The sequence below is a fragment of the Serratia sp. HNCC26DJ244 genome (assembly GCF_057180565.1).
Map to the genome: position 1 here is coordinate 103844 of NZ_JBXUGO010000011.1, position 19146 is coordinate 122989.

General features: G+C 49.8%; 20 protein-coding genes. 5 read left to right on the top strand and 15 right to left on the bottom strand.

The annotated features are described in order from the left end of the window. Positions 1-275 precede the first annotated feature (275 nt). A complete protein-coding gene (gene mltF, locus AC2A06_RS10970; protein WP_473197135.1) occupies positions 276-1724 on the top strand; it encodes a membrane-bound lytic murein transglycosylase MltF in 1449 nt (482 codons plus the stop codon). On the opposite strand, the gene tadA is transcribed toward mltF, so the two are convergent. After that, positions 1721-2230, bottom strand: coding sequence for a tRNA adenosine(34) deaminase TadA (gene tadA / locus AC2A06_RS10975; protein ID WP_473197134.1), 510 nt, complete (start codon positions 2228-2230; stop codon positions 1721-1723). The two genes, mltF and tadA, sit on opposite strands and share 4 nt — an antisense overlap. Positions 2231-2428: 198 nt before the next feature. Between tadA and yiaY the strand changes: the two genes are divergently transcribed. After that, positions 2429-3580 carry an L-threonine dehydrogenase gene (yiaY, locus tag AC2A06_RS10980; protein WP_473197133.1) on the top strand — a complete coding sequence of 384 codons (1152 nt, stop codon included), beginning with the start codon at positions 2429-2431 and terminating at the stop codon, positions 3578-3580. 79 nt (positions 3581-3659) lie between these two features. Here the strand turns inward: yiaY and yfhb are convergent, their stop codons facing one another. Beyond that, positions 3660-4316, bottom strand: a complete 657-nt coding sequence (gene yfhb / locus AC2A06_RS10985; protein ID WP_023489137.1) for a phosphatidylglycerophosphatase C — start codon at positions 4314-4316, stop codon at positions 3660-3662. A 266-nt stretch (positions 4317-4582) separates the two neighbouring features. On the opposite strand from yfhb, the gene AC2A06_RS10990 reads away from it, so the two are divergent. Continuing rightward, positions 4583-4843 (top strand): YfhL family 4Fe-4S dicluster ferredoxin, encoded by a 261-nt coding sequence (locus AC2A06_RS10990; protein WP_023489136.1) that lies wholly within the window; start codon positions 4583-4585, stop codon positions 4841-4843. Positions 4844-4884: 41 nt separating this feature from the next. Here the strand turns inward: AC2A06_RS10990 and acpS are convergent, their stop codons facing one another. The 11 genes from acpS to rpoE all read right to left on the bottom strand — a co-directional run bounded on the left by acpS (position 4885) and on the right by rpoE (position 14462). Continuing rightward, a complete protein-coding gene (gene acpS / locus AC2A06_RS10995; protein ID WP_473197132.1) occupies positions 4885-5265 on the bottom strand; it encodes a holo-ACP synthase in 381 nt (126 codons plus the stop codon). Then, positions 5265-5996, bottom strand: coding sequence for a pyridoxine 5'-phosphate synthase (gene pdxJ / locus AC2A06_RS11000; RefSeq protein ID WP_023489134.1), 732 nt, complete (start codon positions 5994-5996; stop codon positions 5265-5267). Before pdxJ ends, acpS begins: the two co-directional genes overlap by 1 nt. Before the next feature lie 131 nt (positions 5997-6127). Next, positions 6128-6859, bottom strand: coding sequence for a DNA repair protein RecO (gene recO, locus AC2A06_RS11005; RefSeq protein WP_484380290.1), 732 nt, complete (start codon positions 6857-6859; stop codon positions 6128-6130). Positions 6860-6865: 6 nt separating this feature from the next. Further along, the gene (gene era, locus AC2A06_RS11010) at positions 6866-7774 is read right to left on the bottom strand and encodes a GTPase Era (RefSeq protein ID WP_484380291.1); all 909 of its coding nucleotides are present in this window, start codon (positions 7772-7774) and stop codon (positions 6866-6868) included. Further along, positions 7771-8451, bottom strand: coding sequence for a ribonuclease III (gene rnc / locus AC2A06_RS11015; RefSeq protein WP_473197131.1), 681 nt, complete (start codon positions 8449-8451; stop codon positions 7771-7773). Before rnc ends, era begins: the two co-directional genes overlap by 4 nt. Before the next feature lie 302 nt (positions 8452-8753). Next, positions 8754-9731, bottom strand: a complete 978-nt coding sequence (lepB, locus tag AC2A06_RS11020) for a signal peptidase I (RefSeq protein WP_473197130.1) — start codon at positions 9729-9731, stop codon at positions 8754-8756. A gap of 31 nt (positions 9732-9762) precedes the next feature. Next, positions 9763-11559, bottom strand: coding sequence for a translation elongation factor 4 (lepA, locus tag AC2A06_RS11025; RefSeq protein WP_484380292.1), 1797 nt, complete (start codon positions 11557-11559; stop codon positions 9763-9765). 231 nt (positions 11560-11790) lie between these two features. Then, positions 11791-12246 carry a SoxR-reducing system protein RseC gene (rseC, locus tag AC2A06_RS11030; RefSeq protein WP_037386958.1) on the bottom strand — a complete coding sequence of 152 codons (456 nt, stop codon included), beginning with the start codon at positions 12244-12246 and terminating at the stop codon, positions 11791-11793. Then, positions 12243-13202, bottom strand: a complete 960-nt coding sequence (rseB, locus tag AC2A06_RS11035; protein ID WP_484380293.1) for a sigma-E factor regulatory protein RseB — start codon at positions 13200-13202, stop codon at positions 12243-12245. Before rseB ends, rseC begins: the two co-directional genes overlap by 4 nt. Next, a complete protein-coding gene (gene rseA / locus AC2A06_RS11040; protein ID WP_484380294.1) occupies positions 13202-13855 on the bottom strand; it encodes an anti-sigma-E factor RseA in 654 nt (217 codons plus the stop codon). The genes rseB and rseA overlap by 1 nt, the downstream gene beginning before the upstream one ends. 31 nt (positions 13856-13886) lie before the next feature. Then, a complete protein-coding gene (rpoE, locus tag AC2A06_RS11045) occupies positions 13887-14462 on the bottom strand; it encodes an RNA polymerase sigma factor RpoE (protein ID WP_023489125.1) in 576 nt (191 codons plus the stop codon). A gap of 216 nt (positions 14463-14678) precedes the next feature. Between rpoE and nadB the strand changes: the two genes are divergently transcribed. Beyond that, a complete protein-coding gene (gene nadB / locus AC2A06_RS11050) occupies positions 14679-16280 on the top strand; it encodes an L-aspartate oxidase (protein ID WP_484380295.1) in 1602 nt (533 codons plus the stop codon). An 18-nt stretch (positions 16281-16298) separates the two neighbouring features. On the opposite strand, the gene trmN is transcribed toward nadB, so the two are convergent. After that, on the bottom strand, positions 16299-17078 hold the full coding sequence (gene trmN / locus AC2A06_RS11055; RefSeq protein ID WP_484380296.1) for a tRNA(1)(Val) (adenine(37)-N(6))-methyltransferase TrmN: 780 nt from the start codon (positions 17076-17078) through the stop codon (positions 16299-16301). Between the two features lie 98 nt (positions 17079-17176). Between trmN and srmB the strand changes: the two genes are divergently transcribed. Continuing rightward, positions 17177-18493 (top strand): ATP-dependent RNA helicase SrmB, encoded by a 1317-nt coding sequence (gene srmB, locus AC2A06_RS11060; RefSeq protein ID WP_023489122.1) that lies wholly within the window; start codon positions 17177-17179, stop codon positions 18491-18493. A gap of 112 nt (positions 18494-18605) precedes the next feature. Here the strand turns inward: srmB and grcA are convergent, their stop codons facing one another. Then, on the bottom strand, positions 18606-18989 hold the full coding sequence (gene grcA / locus AC2A06_RS11065; RefSeq protein WP_023489121.1) for an autonomous glycyl radical cofactor GrcA: 384 nt from the start codon (positions 18987-18989) through the stop codon (positions 18606-18608). Positions 18990-19146 lie beyond the last annotated feature (157 nt).

Here is a 19146-nt window from a genome sequence, read left to right on the forward strand (position 1 = left end):
AAAGTTCTCTCGTCTTCGAAGCAACTGGATCCAGCACTTCATTGGGCGCAACAGGGGAAAACGCGCGTCATTATAGAGAATCCACGCCGACAACGAAACCGTTTGCGTAGCTATTATTGACAAAAGATATACTCACCATTGAATTGTCATAATCCGTCAATAAAGTTGCACACTGGCCTTTTCTTACGCAAAATGCTCCGGTACTGGTCATTTAACCATGATAATTGCAGCGTCACACAATCAATGGCAAGCAGACGCTTAAATGAGATAATTGTTTGAAAATACTAAAAATAAACTACATTTCAATCAGTATTGTCGCCCTATTGCTGGCCTTGGCTCTATGGCCAAATATTCGCTGGCCTGGGGAGTTCGGTAGCCAACTTGACGCCATCAAGTCACGCGGTGAACTGCGGGTCAGTACCTTAAATTCACCGTTGAGCTATGTCACCACGCCTGAAGGGCCGAAAGGCCTTGATTATGAGTTGGCAAAAAGTTTTGCCAACTATCTCGGGGTAAAACTGGTGATGATCCCGCATAAAAATATCAACGAATTGTTTGAGGACCTGCATAGCGGTCGTGCTGACCTGTTGGCTGCTGGTCTGATCTATCATCCTGACCGCCTCAGCCGCACCAGCGCGGGTCCCGCTTATTATTCCGTTTCACAACAAGTGGTTTACCGGTTGGGCGCACCACGGCCTAAAATGTTTGCGGATATGACCGGCAAGCTGGTGGTTGCTTCTGGTTCAGCCCATGACAGCACACTAAAGCAACTCAGGCAGAAGCAATATCCTAATCTCAGTTGGGAAACCTCTGGCAACCTCTCGGCTAAAGAACTGCTGGAACAGGTGGCTGAGGGGAAGTTGGATTACACCATCAGTGACTCGGTGACCGTTGCGCTGCTGCAACGTATCCACCCGCAACTGGCGGTAGCCTTTGATGTGACGGAAGAAAAACCAGTAACCTGGTACTTGAAGCGCAGCGGTGACCAAAGCTTGTATGCCGCGCTGCTGGATTTCTCTAGCCAACGAATAGAAGACGGCACCTTAGCTCGCCTGGCAGAAAAATATCTCGGTCATGTGGGTAGCTTCGACTATGTCGATACCCGAACTTTCCTCTCGGCTATCGATTCAGTATTACCGACCTTCCAGTCATTGTTTGAAAAACATGCCAATGACATTGATTGGAAGTTGCTGGCTGCTGTCGCCTATCAAGAATCTCATTGGGACCCACTGGCGACCTCTCGCACCGGTGTACGTGGGCTGATGATGCTGACCAGAGCAACCGCCGAAGGATTAGGCGTCAACGACAGGCTCGACCCGGAAGAGAGCATTCAAGGTGGGGCGCTTTATCTACAAAACCTGATGGCAAAAGTACCAGAGACGGTACCGGAAGATGAGCGTATCTGGTTCGCGTTGGCCGCCTACAATATGGGCTGGGGCCATATGCTGGATGCGCGCAAACTGACAAAAAGCCAGCGAGGTAACCCCGATAGCTGGGTTGATGTGAAACAGCGCCTGCCCATGTTGAGCCAAAAGCGCTACTACCCGTCACTCACCTACGGTTATGCCCGGGGCTATGAAGCCTATAGCTATGTGGAGAATATTCGCCGCTATCAAGTCAGCCTGGTAGGTTATCTGCAGGAAAAAGAAAAAAAGATAGCACAGCGGAGCGAATTGACCCGCGGATACCCCGCGGTAGAGACCCGGCTAGCGATCAAGCACTAACTATCCCCGCCTTTAGCCGCTTGCTGTGCCAGTTTCAGGGCTTTTTTCTGCTCACGACGCAAACGAAAGAAGTTACTGAGCATGGTGGTACACTCTGGTGCCAACACCCCTGGCACGATTTCCACCTGATGGTTCATCCCTGGGTGGCGTAGAATATCCACCAGTGAACCTGCTGCCCCGGTTTTTTCGTCATTTGCGCCATACACCAGGCGGCGGATACGGCTATGCACCATCGCCCCTGCACACATTACACAGGGCTCTAAGGTGATATAGAGTGTGGTATTCAATAATCGGTAGTTTTGTAACGTCACGCCCCCTTGCCTTAATGCCATAATCTCAGCATGCGCGGTAGGGTCGTGGCGACCAATAGGCTGATTCCAACCTTCCCCAATCACCTGATTGTCGAGCACCAGCAGCGCCCCCACAGGCACTTCCCCCTCAGCTTGAGCACGCAAGGCCAAGCTTAACGCCTGACGCATCCAATACTCATCACTATATTCAATCATGGCTCACTTATACCCTAGTTCTTTCATCTTACAGGCTGGGCCTGAGTATAATGGCTCGTATTGGCTATTGGAATTTGGAATAGTGAAAAGAGCGCTTTAAACAACTTTTTAATAACATCATTGCCATGGATCATGTTTTATTAACTATTGACGAGGTAGTGTAACAAGTCCGTAAAGAATGTTATCAAGGTGTAAGTTATGGCTGCGTCAACGTTTTTTATCCCTTCCGTCAATATGATTGGTTCCGGCAGTTTGGAACAGGCTGTCAAAACAATGAAGGAGAATGGATTACATCGGGTATTGATCGTCACCGATAAGGTCTTGAACAGTATTGGTATTGTCACTCAAGTACAACAACTTCTAGCCGCACAAGAAATTGACAGTTATGTGTATGACGATACTCACCCTAACCCGACAACCGAGAATGTAAGACAAGGCTTAGCGTTGCTGCAGCAACATCACTGCAACAGCGTGATCTCACTCGGTGGTGGCTCACCACATGATTGTGCCAAAGGCATTGCTTTGGTGGCTGCAAACGGCGGGCAAATCAAAGACTATGAAGGTGTAGACCGTTCTAGCAAGCCACAGCTACCGATGGTCGCTATCAACACCACCGCAGGCACTGCCTCAGAAATGACGCGTTTTTGCATTATCACCGACGAAACTCGCCATATTAAAATGGCCATTATCGATAAACATGTCACCCCACTCCTTTCCGTGAACGATCCACAGCTGATGGTCGGTATGCCTAAAGGATTGACCGCTGCAACTGGTATGGATGCCCTGACTCACGCAGTAGAAGCCTATGTTTCCAGTGCTGCCAATCCAATCACTGATGCTTGTGCGCTGAAAGCAGTCACCATGATTACACAATCGCTACGTGATGCGGTGGCCAATGGGCAAGATATACAGGCGCGCGAAAATATGGCCTACGCACAATTCCTGGCAGGTATGGCATTCAACAATGCGTCACTGGGTTATGTTCATGCGATGGCACACCAACTAGGGGGGTTCTACGATCTCCCTCATGGCGTCTGCAACGCGATATTGCTCCCCCATGTACAGACATTTAATGCGACTGTCGCCGCAGGACGCCTGAAGGATATTGCCGCCGCAATGGGGATAGATGTCACAGGGCAAAGTGATCAACAAGGTGCCGCCTTGTGTATCGCCGCTATTCGCCAGTTGGCGAAAGATGTGAATATTCCAGCAGGATTACGCGAATTAAAAGTCAAAGAAGAAGATTTTGATACTCTTGCGACTAACGCACTGAAGGATGCCTGTGGATTTACCAATCCTATCCAGGCAAGTCACCAACAAATTGTCGCTATTTTTAACGCCGCAATGTGACCGCCTGCATCCCCCTCAACCGCCATGATGAGGGGGATCACCTCGAATCCATTAGCGATGATGCCAACGCTTCAGGTTGTTATTTCAACGGCAACAGTTCACCTTGCTTATTGATTCGCCAACGATGTTGGCAAAAAGAGAGCAGTGGATCATCTTGTTTACTGTCACTATAGCCACTGAACAGTTGAAGTGGTGCCCCTAAACGTTGTTCCAACTGCACCACCTTCTGCCTGCCCAAACAGCGTACCGGTAATACCCAGCCACCGTAACGACGCGCCATCTGGCTACCCACCAGACAAACCTGCGGTAAGAATTCAGCGTCGTGATAAACCTGTGTAACCAACTGTTCTGGTGAGCCCGTAATCAACCAAACCTGGGTATCAGGTGCCTCAAGATAGTGACGCAAGCGCATTTGCACCGCCGGAAAGGCAGTCACTGTATGACGAAAATCAGTGACAAACTGCGACTCAACTTCTTTCAGGCTGGCTTCTGAACGACCAAAAGTCATCGACCAGAGCAATAAACTCATTGGCCATCGTCGTGCCCGCCCCCCCATCAGCAGCCCCAAGGCAACAATGGGTAATAGCGGTATCACCAGCAATAGATTCAATGGCATACGTTTCAGCAAAAAACGCAAAAAACTGCCAAACATATCCTCTCGATGTAAAGTGCCATCCAGATCAAAAAAAACGATACGCCGAACTGTATTAGCTGGCTGGCTAGGTTTGCTGCTCAAATGCGACTCCTCAAGGGCCCTAATTTCAACCACTACAGTGAATATATACCCAAGATTGATTCCGACTTTAGACTGTAGTTTAAATGCTGTAGTTTAAATGCTGCGGAAATATTTATCTGCTATCGAGCCAAGCCTGCTCACCAGCGCTCACATCACTTGGGTTATCTTAATCCACCAAACCAAACCGCTTATTGGTTGAGAGACCGCCACTAGCCAGCGTATAATCGCGCTCCGCGAATTATCCGCTACATAATGAGAGAATTGCCATGGCCTTGCTAATTACGCACAAATGTATCAATTGCGATATGTGCGAACCAGAGTGCCCGAATCAGGCAATTTCAATGGGGGATAATATTTACCAGATCGACCCTGACCGCTGTACCGAGTGTGTCGGGCATTACGACACCCCGACCTGTCAGCAAGTCTGCCCAATCGATAACACTATCATTATCGACCCGCTGCACGTTGAAAACCAGGAACAACTGTGGGAAAAGTTTGTGGTACTACATCACTCGGACCAACTGTGAGAGGTAACAAAGCGCCTTAGCGCCATTATTACCCTTCAACATTACCCTTCAACAATGACCGTCGCACAAGCGTAGTGACGTTCGTCCGCCAGTGAAACATGAATCGACTTCACGCCCATTTGCTGCGCCAATTCAGTGGCGCGGCCATGTAAGCGAATACTCGGTTTACCGAGCGGGTCGTTAAATACTTCAAACTGCTCAAACGCCAGACCATGACGAATACCGGTGCCAAACGCCTTGGCCGCCGCCTCTTTCACCGCAAAACGCTTAGCCAGAAAACGTACCGGTTGCTGATGCTGTTGGTATAGTTGCCACTCCGCAGGGCTTAATATGCGGCGAGCCAAACGGTCACCGCTACGTTCGACCACCGCTTCGATACGGACTATCTCAACGATGTCGATTCCCAAGCCAAGTATCGCCATCAGCGACGAGCTTCACGCATCAGCAGTTTCATCTCTGCCACCGCAGCCGGTAACCCGCTCATCACTGCCTGACCAATGATCGAGTGCCCGATATTCAGTTCATGCATCTCGGGTAGGGCAGCGATTGGCTGTACGTTATGATAGGTCAAGCCATGACCGGCATTCACTTTCAGCCCTTTGCTGGCCGCGTAGGTCGCCGCTTTAGCGATACGCTGTAACTCAGCCTGAACCGCTAACTCCCCTTCTGCTTCCGCATAGTGACCGGTATGAATTTCAATATAAGGTGCGCCTACAGCTACCGCGGCATCAATCTGGCGATGATCGGCATCAATAAACAAGGAAACCAGTATCCCGGCTCGGGATAAACGTTCTATCGCAATGGTCAATTTGTCTTGTTGCCCGGCGACATCTAACCCACCTTCGGTAGTTACCTCTTGGCGTTTTTCCGGCACCAGGCAGCAGAAATGGGGTTTCAATTCAATCGCAATATCAAGCATTTCATCGGTGACCGCCATTTCCAGATTCATGCGCGTTTGAATGGTCTGACGCAAAATACGCACGTCACGATCGGTGATATGACGGCGATCTTCCCGTAGATGAACGGTAATACCATCGGCACCCGCCTGCTCTGCAATAAATGCCGCTTGAACCGGATCAGGATAGTTGGTTCCACGTGCATTACGTAAGGTGGCGATATGATCGATATTAACACCCAGCAGCAAATCAGCCATGACAACCCTCTAAATAATGATGTTCAGTAGCAGCAGTTTACACGTGGGTGCCAAGCGGAAAAAGCAGAAAGCGATAAATATGTCCGTGGCCATTCACACTATAAGTAAAGATATCGTTACTGAATTAGCGGCTATACATCATCAATTGGCATCGTGGTTTTTTTGTGCCCCCACTGACGGAATAGCTCACGACTTTTAAGCGGTTTACTGCCGAGATAGGGTTTTAGAGCGATGCGGGTAAAGCGTTTGGCTGCGCGCAAGGTTTGCGGATCAGGAAATTGACGCTCGGCCAGTGACCGCAGTTCACGGCCGGTAAAACTGTAATGGTCCACCACCAGGCTGGCAATAAACCCTTTCTCTTCCCGATAACGATAAGTCATACGGTCATCAATGGGTTCACCACTACCAGCACAGTGCAGAAAATCCAATCCGTAGCCAAGATGAGCCAGCAATGCCAATTCAAACTGGCGTAAAGCCTGCTCTGGCGAGCTCTCTTCTGCTGCCAGGGCTTGCAGACACTGTAAATAGTCAAAGAATAGAACTGAATAGTTACCCTCATGCTCCAGCACACGAGCCAAGAGCTCATTCACATACAAGCCGCTGTAAAGCATCATACCGCTAAGGGGTAAGGCAAGGGAGATAGATTCGGCGTTGCGTAGCGTCTTGACTTCGCCACGCCCACTCCAGCGTACCAGTAAGGGAGTAAAGGGCTGCAAGCAACCCTTTAAATGAGAACGGCGACTGCGCGCACCTTTTGCCAGTAAGCGCACCCGCCCATGGTCTTGCGTAAACAAGTCCAGCATCAGGCTGGTTTCACTGTACGGCCGCCCATGCAAGACGAAAGCGCGCTCCCAGCCTTCCATTGAGGATTACTTCAGATCGTCGACATAACCCAGGCTACGCAGCGCACGTTCGTCGTCCGCCCAGCCGGATTTTACTTTAACCCACAGTTCCAGATGCACTTTGGCTTCAAACATCTGTTCCATATCTTGGCGAGCTTCAATGCCAATAGTTTTGATCTTGGCACCTTTATTGCCGATGACCATCTTCTTCTGGCCTTCACGTTCAACCAGGATCAGGCCATGAATATTGAAGCCACCACGCTCATTGGCAACAAACTGTTCAATTTCTACCGTGACTGAATAGGGCAGCTCTTCACCCAGAAAACGCATCAGCTTTTCACGGATAATTTCAGAAGCCATAAAACGTTGTGAACGATCAGTAATATAGTCTTCCGGGAAATGGTGTTCCGCTTCTGGCAATATTTTACGCACAATAGCGGCGATAGCATCCAGATTGGTTCCTTTTTCCGCAGAGATCGGCACCACGTCGAGGAAATTCATCTGTTGGCTGATAAATGAAATATGTGGCAACAATACGGATTTGTCATTGACGTTATCCACTTTGTTAATCGCCAATAGCACCGGGCATTTGAGGCTGCGCAATTTATTGAGCACCATCTCGTCATCTGGCGTCCAGTGCGTGCCTTCTACCACAAAGATCACCAACTCCACATCACCAATCGAACTACTGGCCGCGCGGTTCATCAAACGGTTAATGGCGCGTTTTTCTTCAATATGCAACCCGGGTGTATCCACATAGATAGCCTGATATGGCCCTTCAGTATGGATGCCCATAATGCGGTGACGTGTTGTCTGTGGTTTCCGTGAGGTAATAGAAACTTTTTGCCCCAACAGTTGATTAAGCAGTGTGGACTTACCTACGTTAGGACGCCCGACAATGGCAATAAAACCACAGTATTGTTTTTCTTCGCTCATTCAAGCTCCAGCTTTTTCAGCGCTTGTTCCGCTGCGGCCTGTTCGGCTTTGCGGCGACTTGAGCCATTGCCCACCATCGGCTCGCTCAAACCACTCACCTGACAGTGGATGGTAAATTCCTGATCGTGCGCTTCACCGCGAACCTGCACCACCAAATAAGAAGGTAACGGCAAATGACGACCCTGTAAAAACTCCTGTAAACGGGTTTTAGGATCTTTTTGCTTATCGCCGGGGCTGATCTCTTCCAAGCGGCTACGATACCACTCCAAAATCAGTCGTTCGACAGTTTGAATATTACTATCCAGGAACACACCGCCGATTAACGCTTCCACCGTATCTGCAAGAATCGATTCGCGGCGGAAACCACCACTCTTCAGTTCACCCGGCCCCAGGCGCAAACATTCGCCCAGATCAAATTCGCGGGCCATCTCTGCAAGGGTATTGCCCCGTACCAATGTGGCACGCATACGGCTCATGTCACCCTCATCGACACGAGGGAAACGGTGATAAAGTTCATTGGCGATGACAAAACTGAGAATGGAGTCACCGAGGAACTCAAGCCGTTCATTGTGTTTACTACTGGCGCTACGGTGAGTTAACGCTTGTAGTAAGAGCTCCTGTTGTTGAAAAGTATAGCCCAGCTTTCGCTGCAATCTATTTATTACGATGGGGTTCATGGGTTACCAATAGATCCAGAATACGTCAAAAAACCTACCGCATACGGAACAGTCCTGTTTTGCCAAAAACCAATCCAAAGCTGTTTCGTTTGCCGTGGCCCCCGAAGGGAAGCCAACTGTTTATCAATCGGGAGTTATTCTACAACGAGAGTGAATATAATGCTGCGATTATATATCTCTGCTGTAGTTTAAATGCGTTTTTAGCGGCTTTTGGCCTTATTCTGTCGCCATTAGCCGATAATTTGAATTAACAGCAGCAAACTGCAGCCAATGCGGCTGCAGTTTCAAGGATGAAGACGGTATTAATGAATACCACCGATCCGGCTCAATCTGACGCCTGTCGGCCACTCACCTTCCTGTTTCTCAAAACTCATCCAGATACCGGTAGCTTTACCCACCAGGTTCCTCTCTGGGACAAAACCCCAATAACGGCTATCAGCACTGTTATCACGGTTATCACCCATCATAAAGTAATGACCAGCAGGAACGACCCACTCTGCTAATTGTTGACCGGGTTGCCTCTTATAGGCACCTAATTGATCCTGTGCCCCTGGCACGTTTAAAATACGGTGAGTTACCGTGCCCAGCGTTTCGTCACGTTCCCCTAAACGAATACCACCCAGTGGGGCATTTTCATTCAGCGGGATCTGGAAGAAACCACTACTGCTTTCCCCTGTACCACCACGGCTAAACATCTGTACAAATTCACTTGGCCGCATGTCACTATAGGTCACCGCCAATGCCTCATCGCATGGCTGCCCATTGCTACAGGTAGGCCATATTGTCACCTGCTTATTCAGCGGATCATAGGTGACACGATCACCCGGCAAGCCAATAACACGTTTGATATAATCCAGGCGCGTATCCAGTGGGTATTTAAATACGGCTATATCACCACGTTTAGGCTGGCCGGTTTTAATCAAAGTGGTTTGGGTAATCGGGTCTTTAATGCCATAAGCAAACTTTTCCACCAGAATGAAATCACCAATCAACAGTGTTGGCATCATTGAACCTGAAGGGATCTGGAACGGCTCGTAAATAAACGAACGCACCACAAATACCAACAGTAACACCGGGAAAACAGAAGAACCGGTCTCAACCCAACCTGGCTGCTTACCGACTTTCGCCAGCGTTTCTTGATCGATGGTACCTGCAGTTTGTGCATTAACTGCCGCGATCTTCGCCCGACGTGCTGGCGCCCACCTAAAGCGCTCAAAGCACCAAATGATCCCGGTCACCAGCGTTGCAATTGCCAGGATCAGGGCAAACATATTCGCCATGCAAACTCCCTAGTTAGCTGAGCTCTCGCTCTTACTTATCTTTACCAACATGCAGAATAGCCAAAAACGCTTCTTGCGGTAACTCAACATTACCGACCTGCTTCATGCGCTTCTTACCATCTTTCTGCTTTTGTAACAGCTTTTTCTTACGGCTGACGTCGCCGCCATAGCACTTCGCCAGAACGTTTTTACGTAGTTGCTTCACGGTGGAGCGTGCAATGATATGGGTGCCGATCGCAGCCTGGATCGCAATGTCGAATTGCTGGCGTGGGATCAATTCCTTCATTTTCTCCACCAGCTCACGGCCACGATACTGTGAATTATCACGGTGAGTGATGAGTGCCAGGGCATCGACACGTTCGTTGTTGATCAACACATCCACACGCACCATGTCGGACGTTTGGAAACGCTTAAAGTTATAATCAAGCGAGGCATAACCACGGGAAGTCGATTTCAGACGGTCAAAGAAATCAAGCACCACTTCGGCCATCGGGATTTCATAAGTCAACGCCACCTGGTTACCGTGGTAAACCATGTTGGTTTGAATGCCACGCTTTTCAATACAAAGCGTAATCACGTTCCCCAGATATTCCTGCGGCATCAGCATATGACACTCAGCAATCGGCTCACGCAACTCATTGACGTTATTCAGTGGTGGCAGCTTGGCAGGGCTATCGACATAAATAGTCTCCTGACTGGTAGTAACAACCTCATACACCACCGTAGGCGCTGTGGTGATCAGTTCCAGATCGTATTCACGTTCCAGACGCTCCTGAATGATCTCCATATGCAACAGGCCAAGGAAGCCACAACGGAAACCAAAACCAAGTGCAGTAGAACTTTCTGGCTCATAGAACAAGGACGCATCGTTCAGGCTCAGTTTGCCCAGCGCATCACGGAAAGCCTCATAGTCGTCGGAACTGATGGGGAACAACCCAGCATACACCTGCGGTTTCACTTTTTTGAAACCTGGCAACATTTTATCTGCTGGCTGACGAGCCAACGTCAAGGTATCCCCTACTGGAGCACCCAAAATATCTTTAATGGCACAGACTAACCAACCCACTTCGCCGCAGTTCAACACCTCGCGGTCAACACGCTTTGGTGTGAAAATACCCAGACGGTCAGCGTTATAGGTTTGGCCGGTGCTCATTACCTTGATTTTGTCACCTTTACGCAAAGTACCGTTCTTCACACGGATCAGGGAAACAACACCAAGGTAGTTATCGAACCATGAATCAATAATCAACGCCTGCAGCGGTGCATCTGCATCACCTTGCGGTGGAGGAATATCACGCACCAGGCGTTCAAGCACATCAGGCACACCCACGCCGGTTTTTGCCGAGCAACGGACAGCATCTGTGGCATCAATGCCGACAATATCTTCAATTTCCTGCGCCGCACGATCAGGATCAGCCGCCGGTAGGTCAATCTTGTTCAACACTGGGACCACTTCCAGGTCCATATCCAACGCCGTATAGCAGTTGGCCAAAGTCTGAGCTTCTACGCCCTGCCCAGCATCCACCACCAACAGAGCGCCTTCACAGGCAGCCAGCGAACGGGAAACCTCATAGGAAAAGTCAACGTGCCCGGGGGTATCAATAAAGTTAAGTTGATAAACCTGACCATCAGCCGCTTTATAATCGAGCGTTACACTCTGAGCTTTGATGGTAATGCCCCGCTCACGCTCCAGATCCATTGAATCCAGCACCTGTGCAGCCATTTCACGTTCAGTCAAACCACCACAGATTTGAATAATACGGTCAGACAGCGTCGACTTACCGTGGTCAATATGGGCAATGATGGAAAAATTTCTTATCTGTTTCATTTAATTCGTTTTTTCTCAGATTAAGCGCTTACGTTTTTAATCGGTAGGTACAGTGATGGACACAAAACCAAAACTACCCACATAGCATGGCCCGCATCTTACACTGTCTATGCGTTTGACGAAAGCAGGCAGGCACCACCTTAGGTAGTGCTTGATATCGATAAATACCACTAACGGTGGTGTAAAGAGCAAACATCACTTAAATACTCAAATGAACCTGGATAGGGAACACTAGTTACTGACACAGGGTATCGGAGGCAAACCGATTTGCAGGATAACCGGCTGATAGCCAGTTTGTTGATTAAGCTGTTTAGCCAAGAAACGTGAAACCCCAAAAGCGGCACAGCCACCTAAAATAGCCCCTAATACCGCAGCAAGATTACTCTCAAACCACCATTGCAATAAGCCACCACCCAACATCAACCCCAACAAAGGTGTCATGTAAACCAACATGGCTGAACGCAATAGGCTACCTTCTGCAATACCAATTTCAACACGTTGGCCAGGATGGAGTGGTTGTGATACCGACAACTGTAAATAGTGTTGGTTTTCCGGCAGCAACTCGTTGAGCGCGCGAGCACCACAACCAGAACGAGCGCTACAACTGCCACAACCTGCTTTTGGCTCGCAACGCAACAGCGCTACACCCTGTTGCCATGAGACAACCGTCGCCCACTCTTTCATCATGATTTAGCCCCCTTGAATGCAATGCTTTCTGCAATCCGTTTGGCGGTTGTTGGGGGTAATTCGCCAACCACCGTAATCTCATAACCATCGCGAATTTCGGTCTGGATGGTACGACGCCCCTGGCGGTAAAACTGCTGGCTGGTATCGCTGCCAGAAGACGTAATATTGACCGAGAAACTGAACAGACCATCACTATAAAGACGTGACTCCACCTGACCAGTCATATTCGGTAACTTGCGGCGATTACTCGCCACTTCTTTGACGCCCGCAGGCAACCAGCCGGTAGTCCAATTAAAGGTGAGGTTTTTCGCTGCGGGTAACGACAGCAAAGGAGGCAGGTTAGCGTCGAGTAAACCTTGCATCACACTCATCACCTGTTCACCCACCACGACTGAAATAACCCGGTACTGCTCCAGCATTTCACCATCACGATCCAACAAGTCCACTCGCAACGGCAACCTGTTTTCAGTATCGATCCAGATGACATAGCTAAAACGCGAACCATCTCGCGCTACAATACGGAAAACATCACAGGGACGATCAGAAATACGTGTATGCCCAACAGAGATAAAATCGTAGTATTTCTGCAAAGTGCTAAAATCAGCAAAAACTATGGCTGGCAATGCATCGACGATATGCTCACCAGAGAGTGTGAAAGGTTCCAGGCCAGGCTCAAAATAGCTGATCCCGCCGCCACGTTGTAATACTTCCCGGCGAGGGCCATCCATATGCAGCAGTTGCCCTAAGGGCTGCTTATCAACCACCGCATGGCGATAGCGTAACGACTCTATCCCCTGATTACTGACGCTGATATAGGCGAGTTCATAATTAAGTGAACGGCTGGCACTGCTCATCTGTTGCAATATCGCCCCGGCGTCAAGAATCTGCGCCGAGGCGATAGTCGAATTGAGCAGGCTGCCCGTCAAAAGACAGACGGATAACCAATATTGCTTCATTACTGCTGTTGCATTCCTAAAGACTGAGTGCCAGGAACCTGAATGCCGGCCTGTTGTGGGCTACGCTGCCCAGACTGCATTTGATCAGAGTGCAAACGGCGTTGCAGTTCGTAATCCTGCAGCATGGCATTGATACGCTTACGCTGTTCTTGTACCTGCTGCCGCTGGCCACTACCGGTAGAGAAATTGTCTGCAGGCACACCCAGACTCACCGGCGAAACCTGCCCCATGATCGGTAACGTGTTAAACGCAGGTGATTCGAAACCACCAGGTTGTTCAGTGGGTTGATTGTAATGCTGAACACCGACAATCACCGCCAAAGAAACACAAGCCGCCACACCCACTTGCGTCAGTTGGCTAGCCCAAGGGCGCACCTTGTGCCAGAACGGCAACTTTTCCCAAGTGTGGGACTGTGGCTGAGACTCAAGAACTGCCGAAGGAACCAGACGTACAGGTTCTTTTTCCAGCGCAGCGGCAACGCGATCTGCAATATCGAGATGCACGACTTGCCCTATATCACCCCGTAATGTGTCGCGTATCAGGTGATAGCTCTGCCAGCTTTGTTGAAGAGCTCTATCTTTGCCCAATGAATTCAATAGTTCATTGTCGAGCATTTCACCGTCCATCAGAGAGGAAAGCTTTTCTTTCTGCATGCCTAGGTACCCTTTCCTGTGTCCGCTATCGCTAACGTTGGATCAGCGGTTGAACTTTATTGTCAATAGCTTCCCGGGCACGAAAAATACGCGAACGTACAGTTCCAACCGGGCAATCCATAATATCAGCTATCTCTTCATAGCTTAGACCATCCAACTCCCGCAGAGTAATTGCCATGCGCAGATCCTCTGGGAGTGACTCAATAGTACGGAAAACGATCTGTTTCAGTTCTTCTGACAACATTAAGTTCTCAGGGTTCGAAATTTCTTTCAGTGCACCGGCACTTTCGTAATTTTCGGCATCATTGGCATCTACATCATTCGATGGTGGACGCCGCCCCTGAGCAACCAGATAATTCTTTGCCGTATTGACAGCGATTCGATAAAGCCAAGTGTAAAAAGCACTATCACCACGGAATGATTCCAATGCACGATAAGCTTTAATAAACGACTCCTGCACCACATCCGGCACATCGGCCTGCGGCACATAGCGTGAAACCAGGCTCGCCACTTTATGCTGGTAACGAACCACCAGTAAATTGAACGATTTCTGATCACCTTTCTGGACCCGCTCAACCAGAACCTGATCCGTTAACTGCTCACTCATCCGAGGTAAATTCTCCTCAAATCCGTTTCCACGGGTAAAATTGTACCGCCAGCCATAACATTAGTTTTCCTGAGCAAGCGCTTGGTTTGAGTTCATATAGAACATAAAGTTCCATATCGCCACTGTTTTTTCTATAAATGTCGTCTTATCCGTGGCATTTGCCCGGAAGAGTAGGCTAACATGAATTTCACTCTTCTTCTGCACACATCATACGTTATGCAACCATCATCTGAACATGTTAGCGATGTCTTGATCATTGGCAGCGGTGCTGCTGGCCTGTCACTGGCGCTACGTCTGGCAGATCATTGCAAGATTACGGTCCTTTGCAAGGGCTTGCTTAATGAAGGTGCCACCTTTTATGCCCAAGGTGGGATCGCCGCCGTCTTTGATGAAACAGACAGCATCGCCTCACACGTTAATGACACACTGATCGCCGGGGCAGGCTTGTGTGATAAAGAGGCCGTCGAGTTTATTGCCGGAAATGCACGCCACTGTGTGCAATGGCTGATCGACCAAGGTGTCTTGTTCGATACTGAAACCGACCGACATGGCGAAGAACGCTATCACCTGACACGTGAGGGCGGACATAGCCACCGCCGTATTCTGCATGCCGCTGATGCAACAGGTAAAGAAGTAGAAACTACCCTGATAGGGAAAGCAAGCACACACCCGAATATTTGCGTGATGGAACGCCAAAATGCCGTAGACCTGATTACTTCTGACAAAATTGGGCTACCGGGTACCAAACGCGTCGTCGGTGCTTACGTTTGGAACCGTGAATTGGAACAGGTGGAAACCCACCGAGCCAAAACGGTGGTACTGGCGACGGGAGGAGCCGCCAAAGTTTACCAATATACCACCAACCCGGATATCTCCTCCGGCGATGGGATCGCCATGGCTTGGCGTGCTGGCTGCCGGGTCGCCAATCTGGAGTTTAACCAGTTCCATCCAACCTGTCTGTTTCACCCACAAGCCCGCAACTTCCTGCTAACCGAGGCATTGCGTGGCGAAGGCGCCCACTTAAAACGCCCAGATGGTAGCCGCTTTATGCCAGACTTTGACTCACGTGGCGAGTTGGCCCCACGTGACATTGTTGCCCGAGCGATTGACCATGAGATGAAACGCCTGGGTGCCGACTGCATGTACTTGGACATTAGCCATAAACCAGCCGAATTCATCACTCAGCACTTCCCGATGATCTATGAAAAGCTCTTGACGCTAGGCATTGATCTCACTCAACAACCGATCCCTATTGTCCCAGCGGCTCATTACACCTGTGGTGGCGTGATGGTGGACCAATATGGCCGAACCGATTTAGACGGACTCTATGCGATTGGTGAAGTCAGCTACACCGGCCTGCATGGCGCCAACCGAATGGCATCCAACTCACTCCTCGAATGCCTGGTTTATGGCTGGTCCGCCGCCGAAGATCTGCTGATGCGCCTGCCCACCATCAAACTGGCCAAGCAACTGCCGCAGTGGGATGAAAGCCGTGTGGATGATTCCGATGAGCGTGTGGTGATCCAGCATAACTGGCACGAATTACGGCTGTTTATGTGGGACTATGTGGGTATTGTGCGCACCACAAAACGCCTGGAGCGCGCGCTGCGACGTATCAATACCCTACAACAGGAGATTGACGAATATTATGCCAATTTCCGTATCTCCAACAATCTGCTGGAGTTGCGTAACCTGGTGCTGGTTGCCGAACTGATGGTACGCAGCGCAATGGAACGCAAGGAGAGCCGTGGGTTGCATTACACATTGGACTATCCGGGCCTGTTGCCTGATCCGCAGACGACTATTCTGCAACCTTGAGCTATTCTCTTTCCCGATTCAGTAATTCAGATAAAAATCGGTAATTAACTGGCGGAAGTCAGCCGTATAGCTGCCATCCGCCAACTTTATCGCCAACTCCCTCTCTTCTGTTACCGTCGCCTGGCGGGTTAAGGCAACGATAATCCGGTGCTTGGCGGTATCAGCCCGATCACTGATGTTCAGCCGGCGTGCGGTATACCAGCCGCGCTGATGGGCGTTCAGTTCAAAAGCGATGCCAATGTCATAAGGTAATATTACGCAGAAATGACCACTCGCCGTGATGAGCCGTTCAGCGCAATCGAGCAAAGCATCATGGGTCAGTGTTTCGGTATAGCGGGCATTGGCACGCGCAAGATCACGGCAAGCTACGGCGGGCTCAAAATAGGGGGGATTACTGACAATCAGATCATAGTAATCAGCCCGCTGCTGGGCGAAATGATGAATATCCTGGTTATGCACCTCAATTTTTTGCTGCCAAGGGGAAGCCTGAACATTGTCGTTGGCCTGAGTTGCCGCCTCATTATCCAGTTCCACCGCATCAATGGTGACGTCAGCAGGCGTTCGTTGTGCCAGCATCAGTGCAATTAGCCCACTGCCACAACCGATGTCCAGTATCCGCTGTTTATGCGCCACCGCGACCCAGGCCCCCAGCAGCACCGCATCCGTTCCCACTTTCATGGCACAACGATCATGCGCAACAAAAAACTGCTTAAAGGTAAAACCACCGCGACGCGGGGATAATTTAGCTTTAGATTGATTACTCACCATGGCCACCCACCAACAAAACTGGCGTAGCATAAGGTAATCTGAGTCAGGGTAAAAGAGATGCTTTTTTTAAAAAGGGTGAACCCGGCAACTATCCCGTCTATAATCGGCGCCCCAAGTAGAGGTAGACCATGACAGCAACCCAATTTTCCGAACTCGAACTCGATGAGCGCCTGATTAGCGCGCTCCGTGATAAAGGCTATAGTCGCCCTACCGCCATTCAGGCCGAAGCGATCCCCCCAGCGATGGACGGCCGCGATGTATTAGGCTCGGCGCCGACTGGCACGGGCAAAACAGCCGCATTCCTGTTACCCGTTTTGCAGCATCTGCTGGATTTCCCGCGTAAAAAATCTGGCCCGCCGCGCGTGCTGATCCTCACCCCCACCCGAGAGCTGGCCATGCAGGTGGCCGACCAGGCACGTGAGTTAGCTGCCCATACCTCACTGGATATTGCCACCATCACCGGTGGTGTCGCCTATATGAACCACGCCGAGGTATTCAGTGAAAACCAGGACCTGGTCGTGGCGACCACGGGCCGTTTACTGCAATACATCAAAGAAGAAAACTTTGATTGCCGGGCCGTAGAGACGCTGATCCTTGATGAAGCGGATCGCATGCTTGATATGGGTTTTGCCCAGGATATTGAGACTATTTCTGCTGAAACACGCTGGCGCACTCAGACGCTGCTGTTTTCCGCTACGCTGGAAGGCGAGGCTATTCGTGAATTTGCCGAGCGTATTCTGAAAGAGCCGGTGGAAGTAGAAGCAGATCCGTCCCGCCGTGAGCGTAAAAAAATTCTGCAATGGTATTACCGGGCTGACGATATCAAGCATAAAACCGCCCTGCTGATTCACCTGTTGCAGCAGCCTGACGTGCAAAAGTCAGTGATTTTTGTGCGCAAACGTGAGCGCGTGCATGAACTGGCAGCCTGGTTACGTGAAGCCGGTATCAATACCTGTTATCTCGAAGGGGAAATGGTTCAGGCCAAGCGCAATGAAGCGGTAAAGCGTATGATGGATGGCCGGGTCAATGTTCTGATCGCCACCGATATCGCCGCACGCGGGTTGGATATTCTGGATATCACCCATGTGTTCAACTTTGATATGCCACTCACTGCCGATATCTATCTACACCGCATCGGCCGTACTGGTCGTGCCGGGCGCAAAGGCACTGCAATTTCACTGGTTGAAGCCCATGACCATCTACTGTTAGGGAAAGTAGGCCGTTATCTCAATGAACCGCTGAAAGCCCGCATCATTGATGAACTGCGCCCCACCAGTAGAGTACCCAGTGAAAAAAATAGCGGTAAGCCGTCCAAAAAGGTGTTGGCTAAACGTGCAGAAAGCAAGTTGAAGACTCAGGAAAAGGCTAAAGTGAAGGTACGCCATCGTGATGCCAAAAACGTGGGTAAGCGCCGCCAGCCAGCCGCTAAACCGGGCACCGAGTAACTCCCCTATTCCCTTCACTCACTGACAGACGCGCAAAAAAAATGAACCCCATAAAATGGGGTTCATTAATATCACTTAGCGGGTCGCAACACCCCTATCACTCAAACTGAGATTACAGACTTTCAGTAAAAGTACGAGCAATAACGTCACGTTGTTGTTCTGGAGTCAGTGAGTTGAAACGCACAGCATAGCCAGAAACACGGATGGTCAACTGTGGGTATTTCTCAGGATGCTTGACGGCATCTTCCAGCGTTTCGCGACGTAATACGTTCACATTCAGATGCTGGCCACCTTCAACGCGTACCGTTGGTTGCATTTCCATTGGTACTTCACGATATTCGATCTGGCCCAATTCGCTCACAGGAACGACCTGATCTTCTACATAGTCTGCTTTGGCACATACGCAACGCGCTTGTGCATTCTCTTCATCCAGCAACCAGAAAGAGTTAACCAATGCCTGATTGTTAGCTTTAGTGATTTGAATACCAGTAATCATTTTGTTGCCTCCGTAGTGGGGAGAAAAATTCTACTTCGCCGAAAAATCTGAATTCCGGCTATTTGGTAAAACCAATGTTGTCTTGTTGTTCTATATACCAGCCTGACGAGGGACTTACCTTGATTTAAATCAATTTTTGTCAGGCGCCAAAATGACG

Coding starts and splice junctions, on each gene's coding strand:
- tadA (WP_473197134.1), bottom strand. CDS start 2,230: ATGATTGAATATAGTGATGAGTATTGGATGCGTCAGGCGTTAAGCTTG.
- yiaY (WP_473197133.1), top strand. CDS start 2,429: ATGGCTGCGTCAACGTTTTTTATCCCTTCCGTCAATATGATTGGTTCC.
- AC2A06_RS10990 (WP_023489136.1), top strand. CDS start 4,583: ATGGCCTTGCTAATTACGCACAAATGTATCAATTGCGATATGTGCGAA.
- acpS (WP_473197132.1), bottom strand. CDS start 5,265: ATGGCGATACTTGGCTTGGGAATCGACATCGTTGAGATAGTCCGTATC.
- pdxJ (WP_023489134.1), bottom strand. CDS start 5,996: ATGGCTGATTTGCTGCTGGGTGTTAATATCGATCATATCGCCACCTTA.
- recO (WP_484380290.1), bottom strand. CDS start 6,859: ATGGAAGGCTGGGAGCGCGCTTTCGTCTTGCATGGGCGGCCGTACAGT.
- era (WP_484380291.1), bottom strand. CDS start 7,774: ATGAGCGAAGAAAAACAATACTGTGGTTTTATTGCCATTGTCGGGCGT.
- rnc (WP_473197131.1), bottom strand. CDS start 8,451: ATGAACCCCATCGTAATAAATAGATTGCAGCGAAAGCTGGGCTATACT.
- lepB (WP_473197130.1), bottom strand. CDS start 9,731: ATGGCGAATATGTTTGCCCTGATCCTGGCAATTGCAACGCTGGTGACC.
- lepA (WP_484380292.1), bottom strand. CDS start 11,559: ATGAAACAGATAAGAAATTTTTCCATCATTGCCCATATTGACCACGGT.
- rseC (WP_037386958.1), bottom strand. CDS start 12,246: ATGATGAAAGAGTGGGCGACGGTTGTCTCATGGCAACAGGGTGTAGCG.
- rseB (WP_484380293.1), bottom strand. CDS start 13,202: ATGAAGCAATATTGGTTATCCGTCTGTCTTTTGACGGGCAGCCTGCTC.
- rseA (WP_484380294.1), bottom strand. CDS start 13,855: ATGCAGAAAGAAAAGCTTTCCTCTCTGATGGACGGTGAAATGCTCGAC.
- rpoE (WP_023489125.1), bottom strand. CDS start 14,462: ATGAGTGAGCAGTTAACGGATCAGGTTCTGGTTGAGCGGGTCCAGAAA.
- nadB (WP_484380295.1), top strand. CDS start 14,679: ATGCAACCATCATCTGAACATGTTAGCGATGTCTTGATCATTGGCAGC.
- trmN (WP_484380296.1), bottom strand. CDS start 17,078: ATGCTACGCCAGTTTTGTTGGTGGGTGGCCATGGTGAGTAATCAATCT.
- srmB (WP_023489122.1), top strand. CDS start 17,177: ATGACAGCAACCCAATTTTCCGAACTCGAACTCGATGAGCGCCTGATT.
- grcA (WP_023489121.1), bottom strand. CDS start 18,989: ATGATTACTGGTATTCAAATCACTAAAGCTAACAATCAGGCATTGGTT.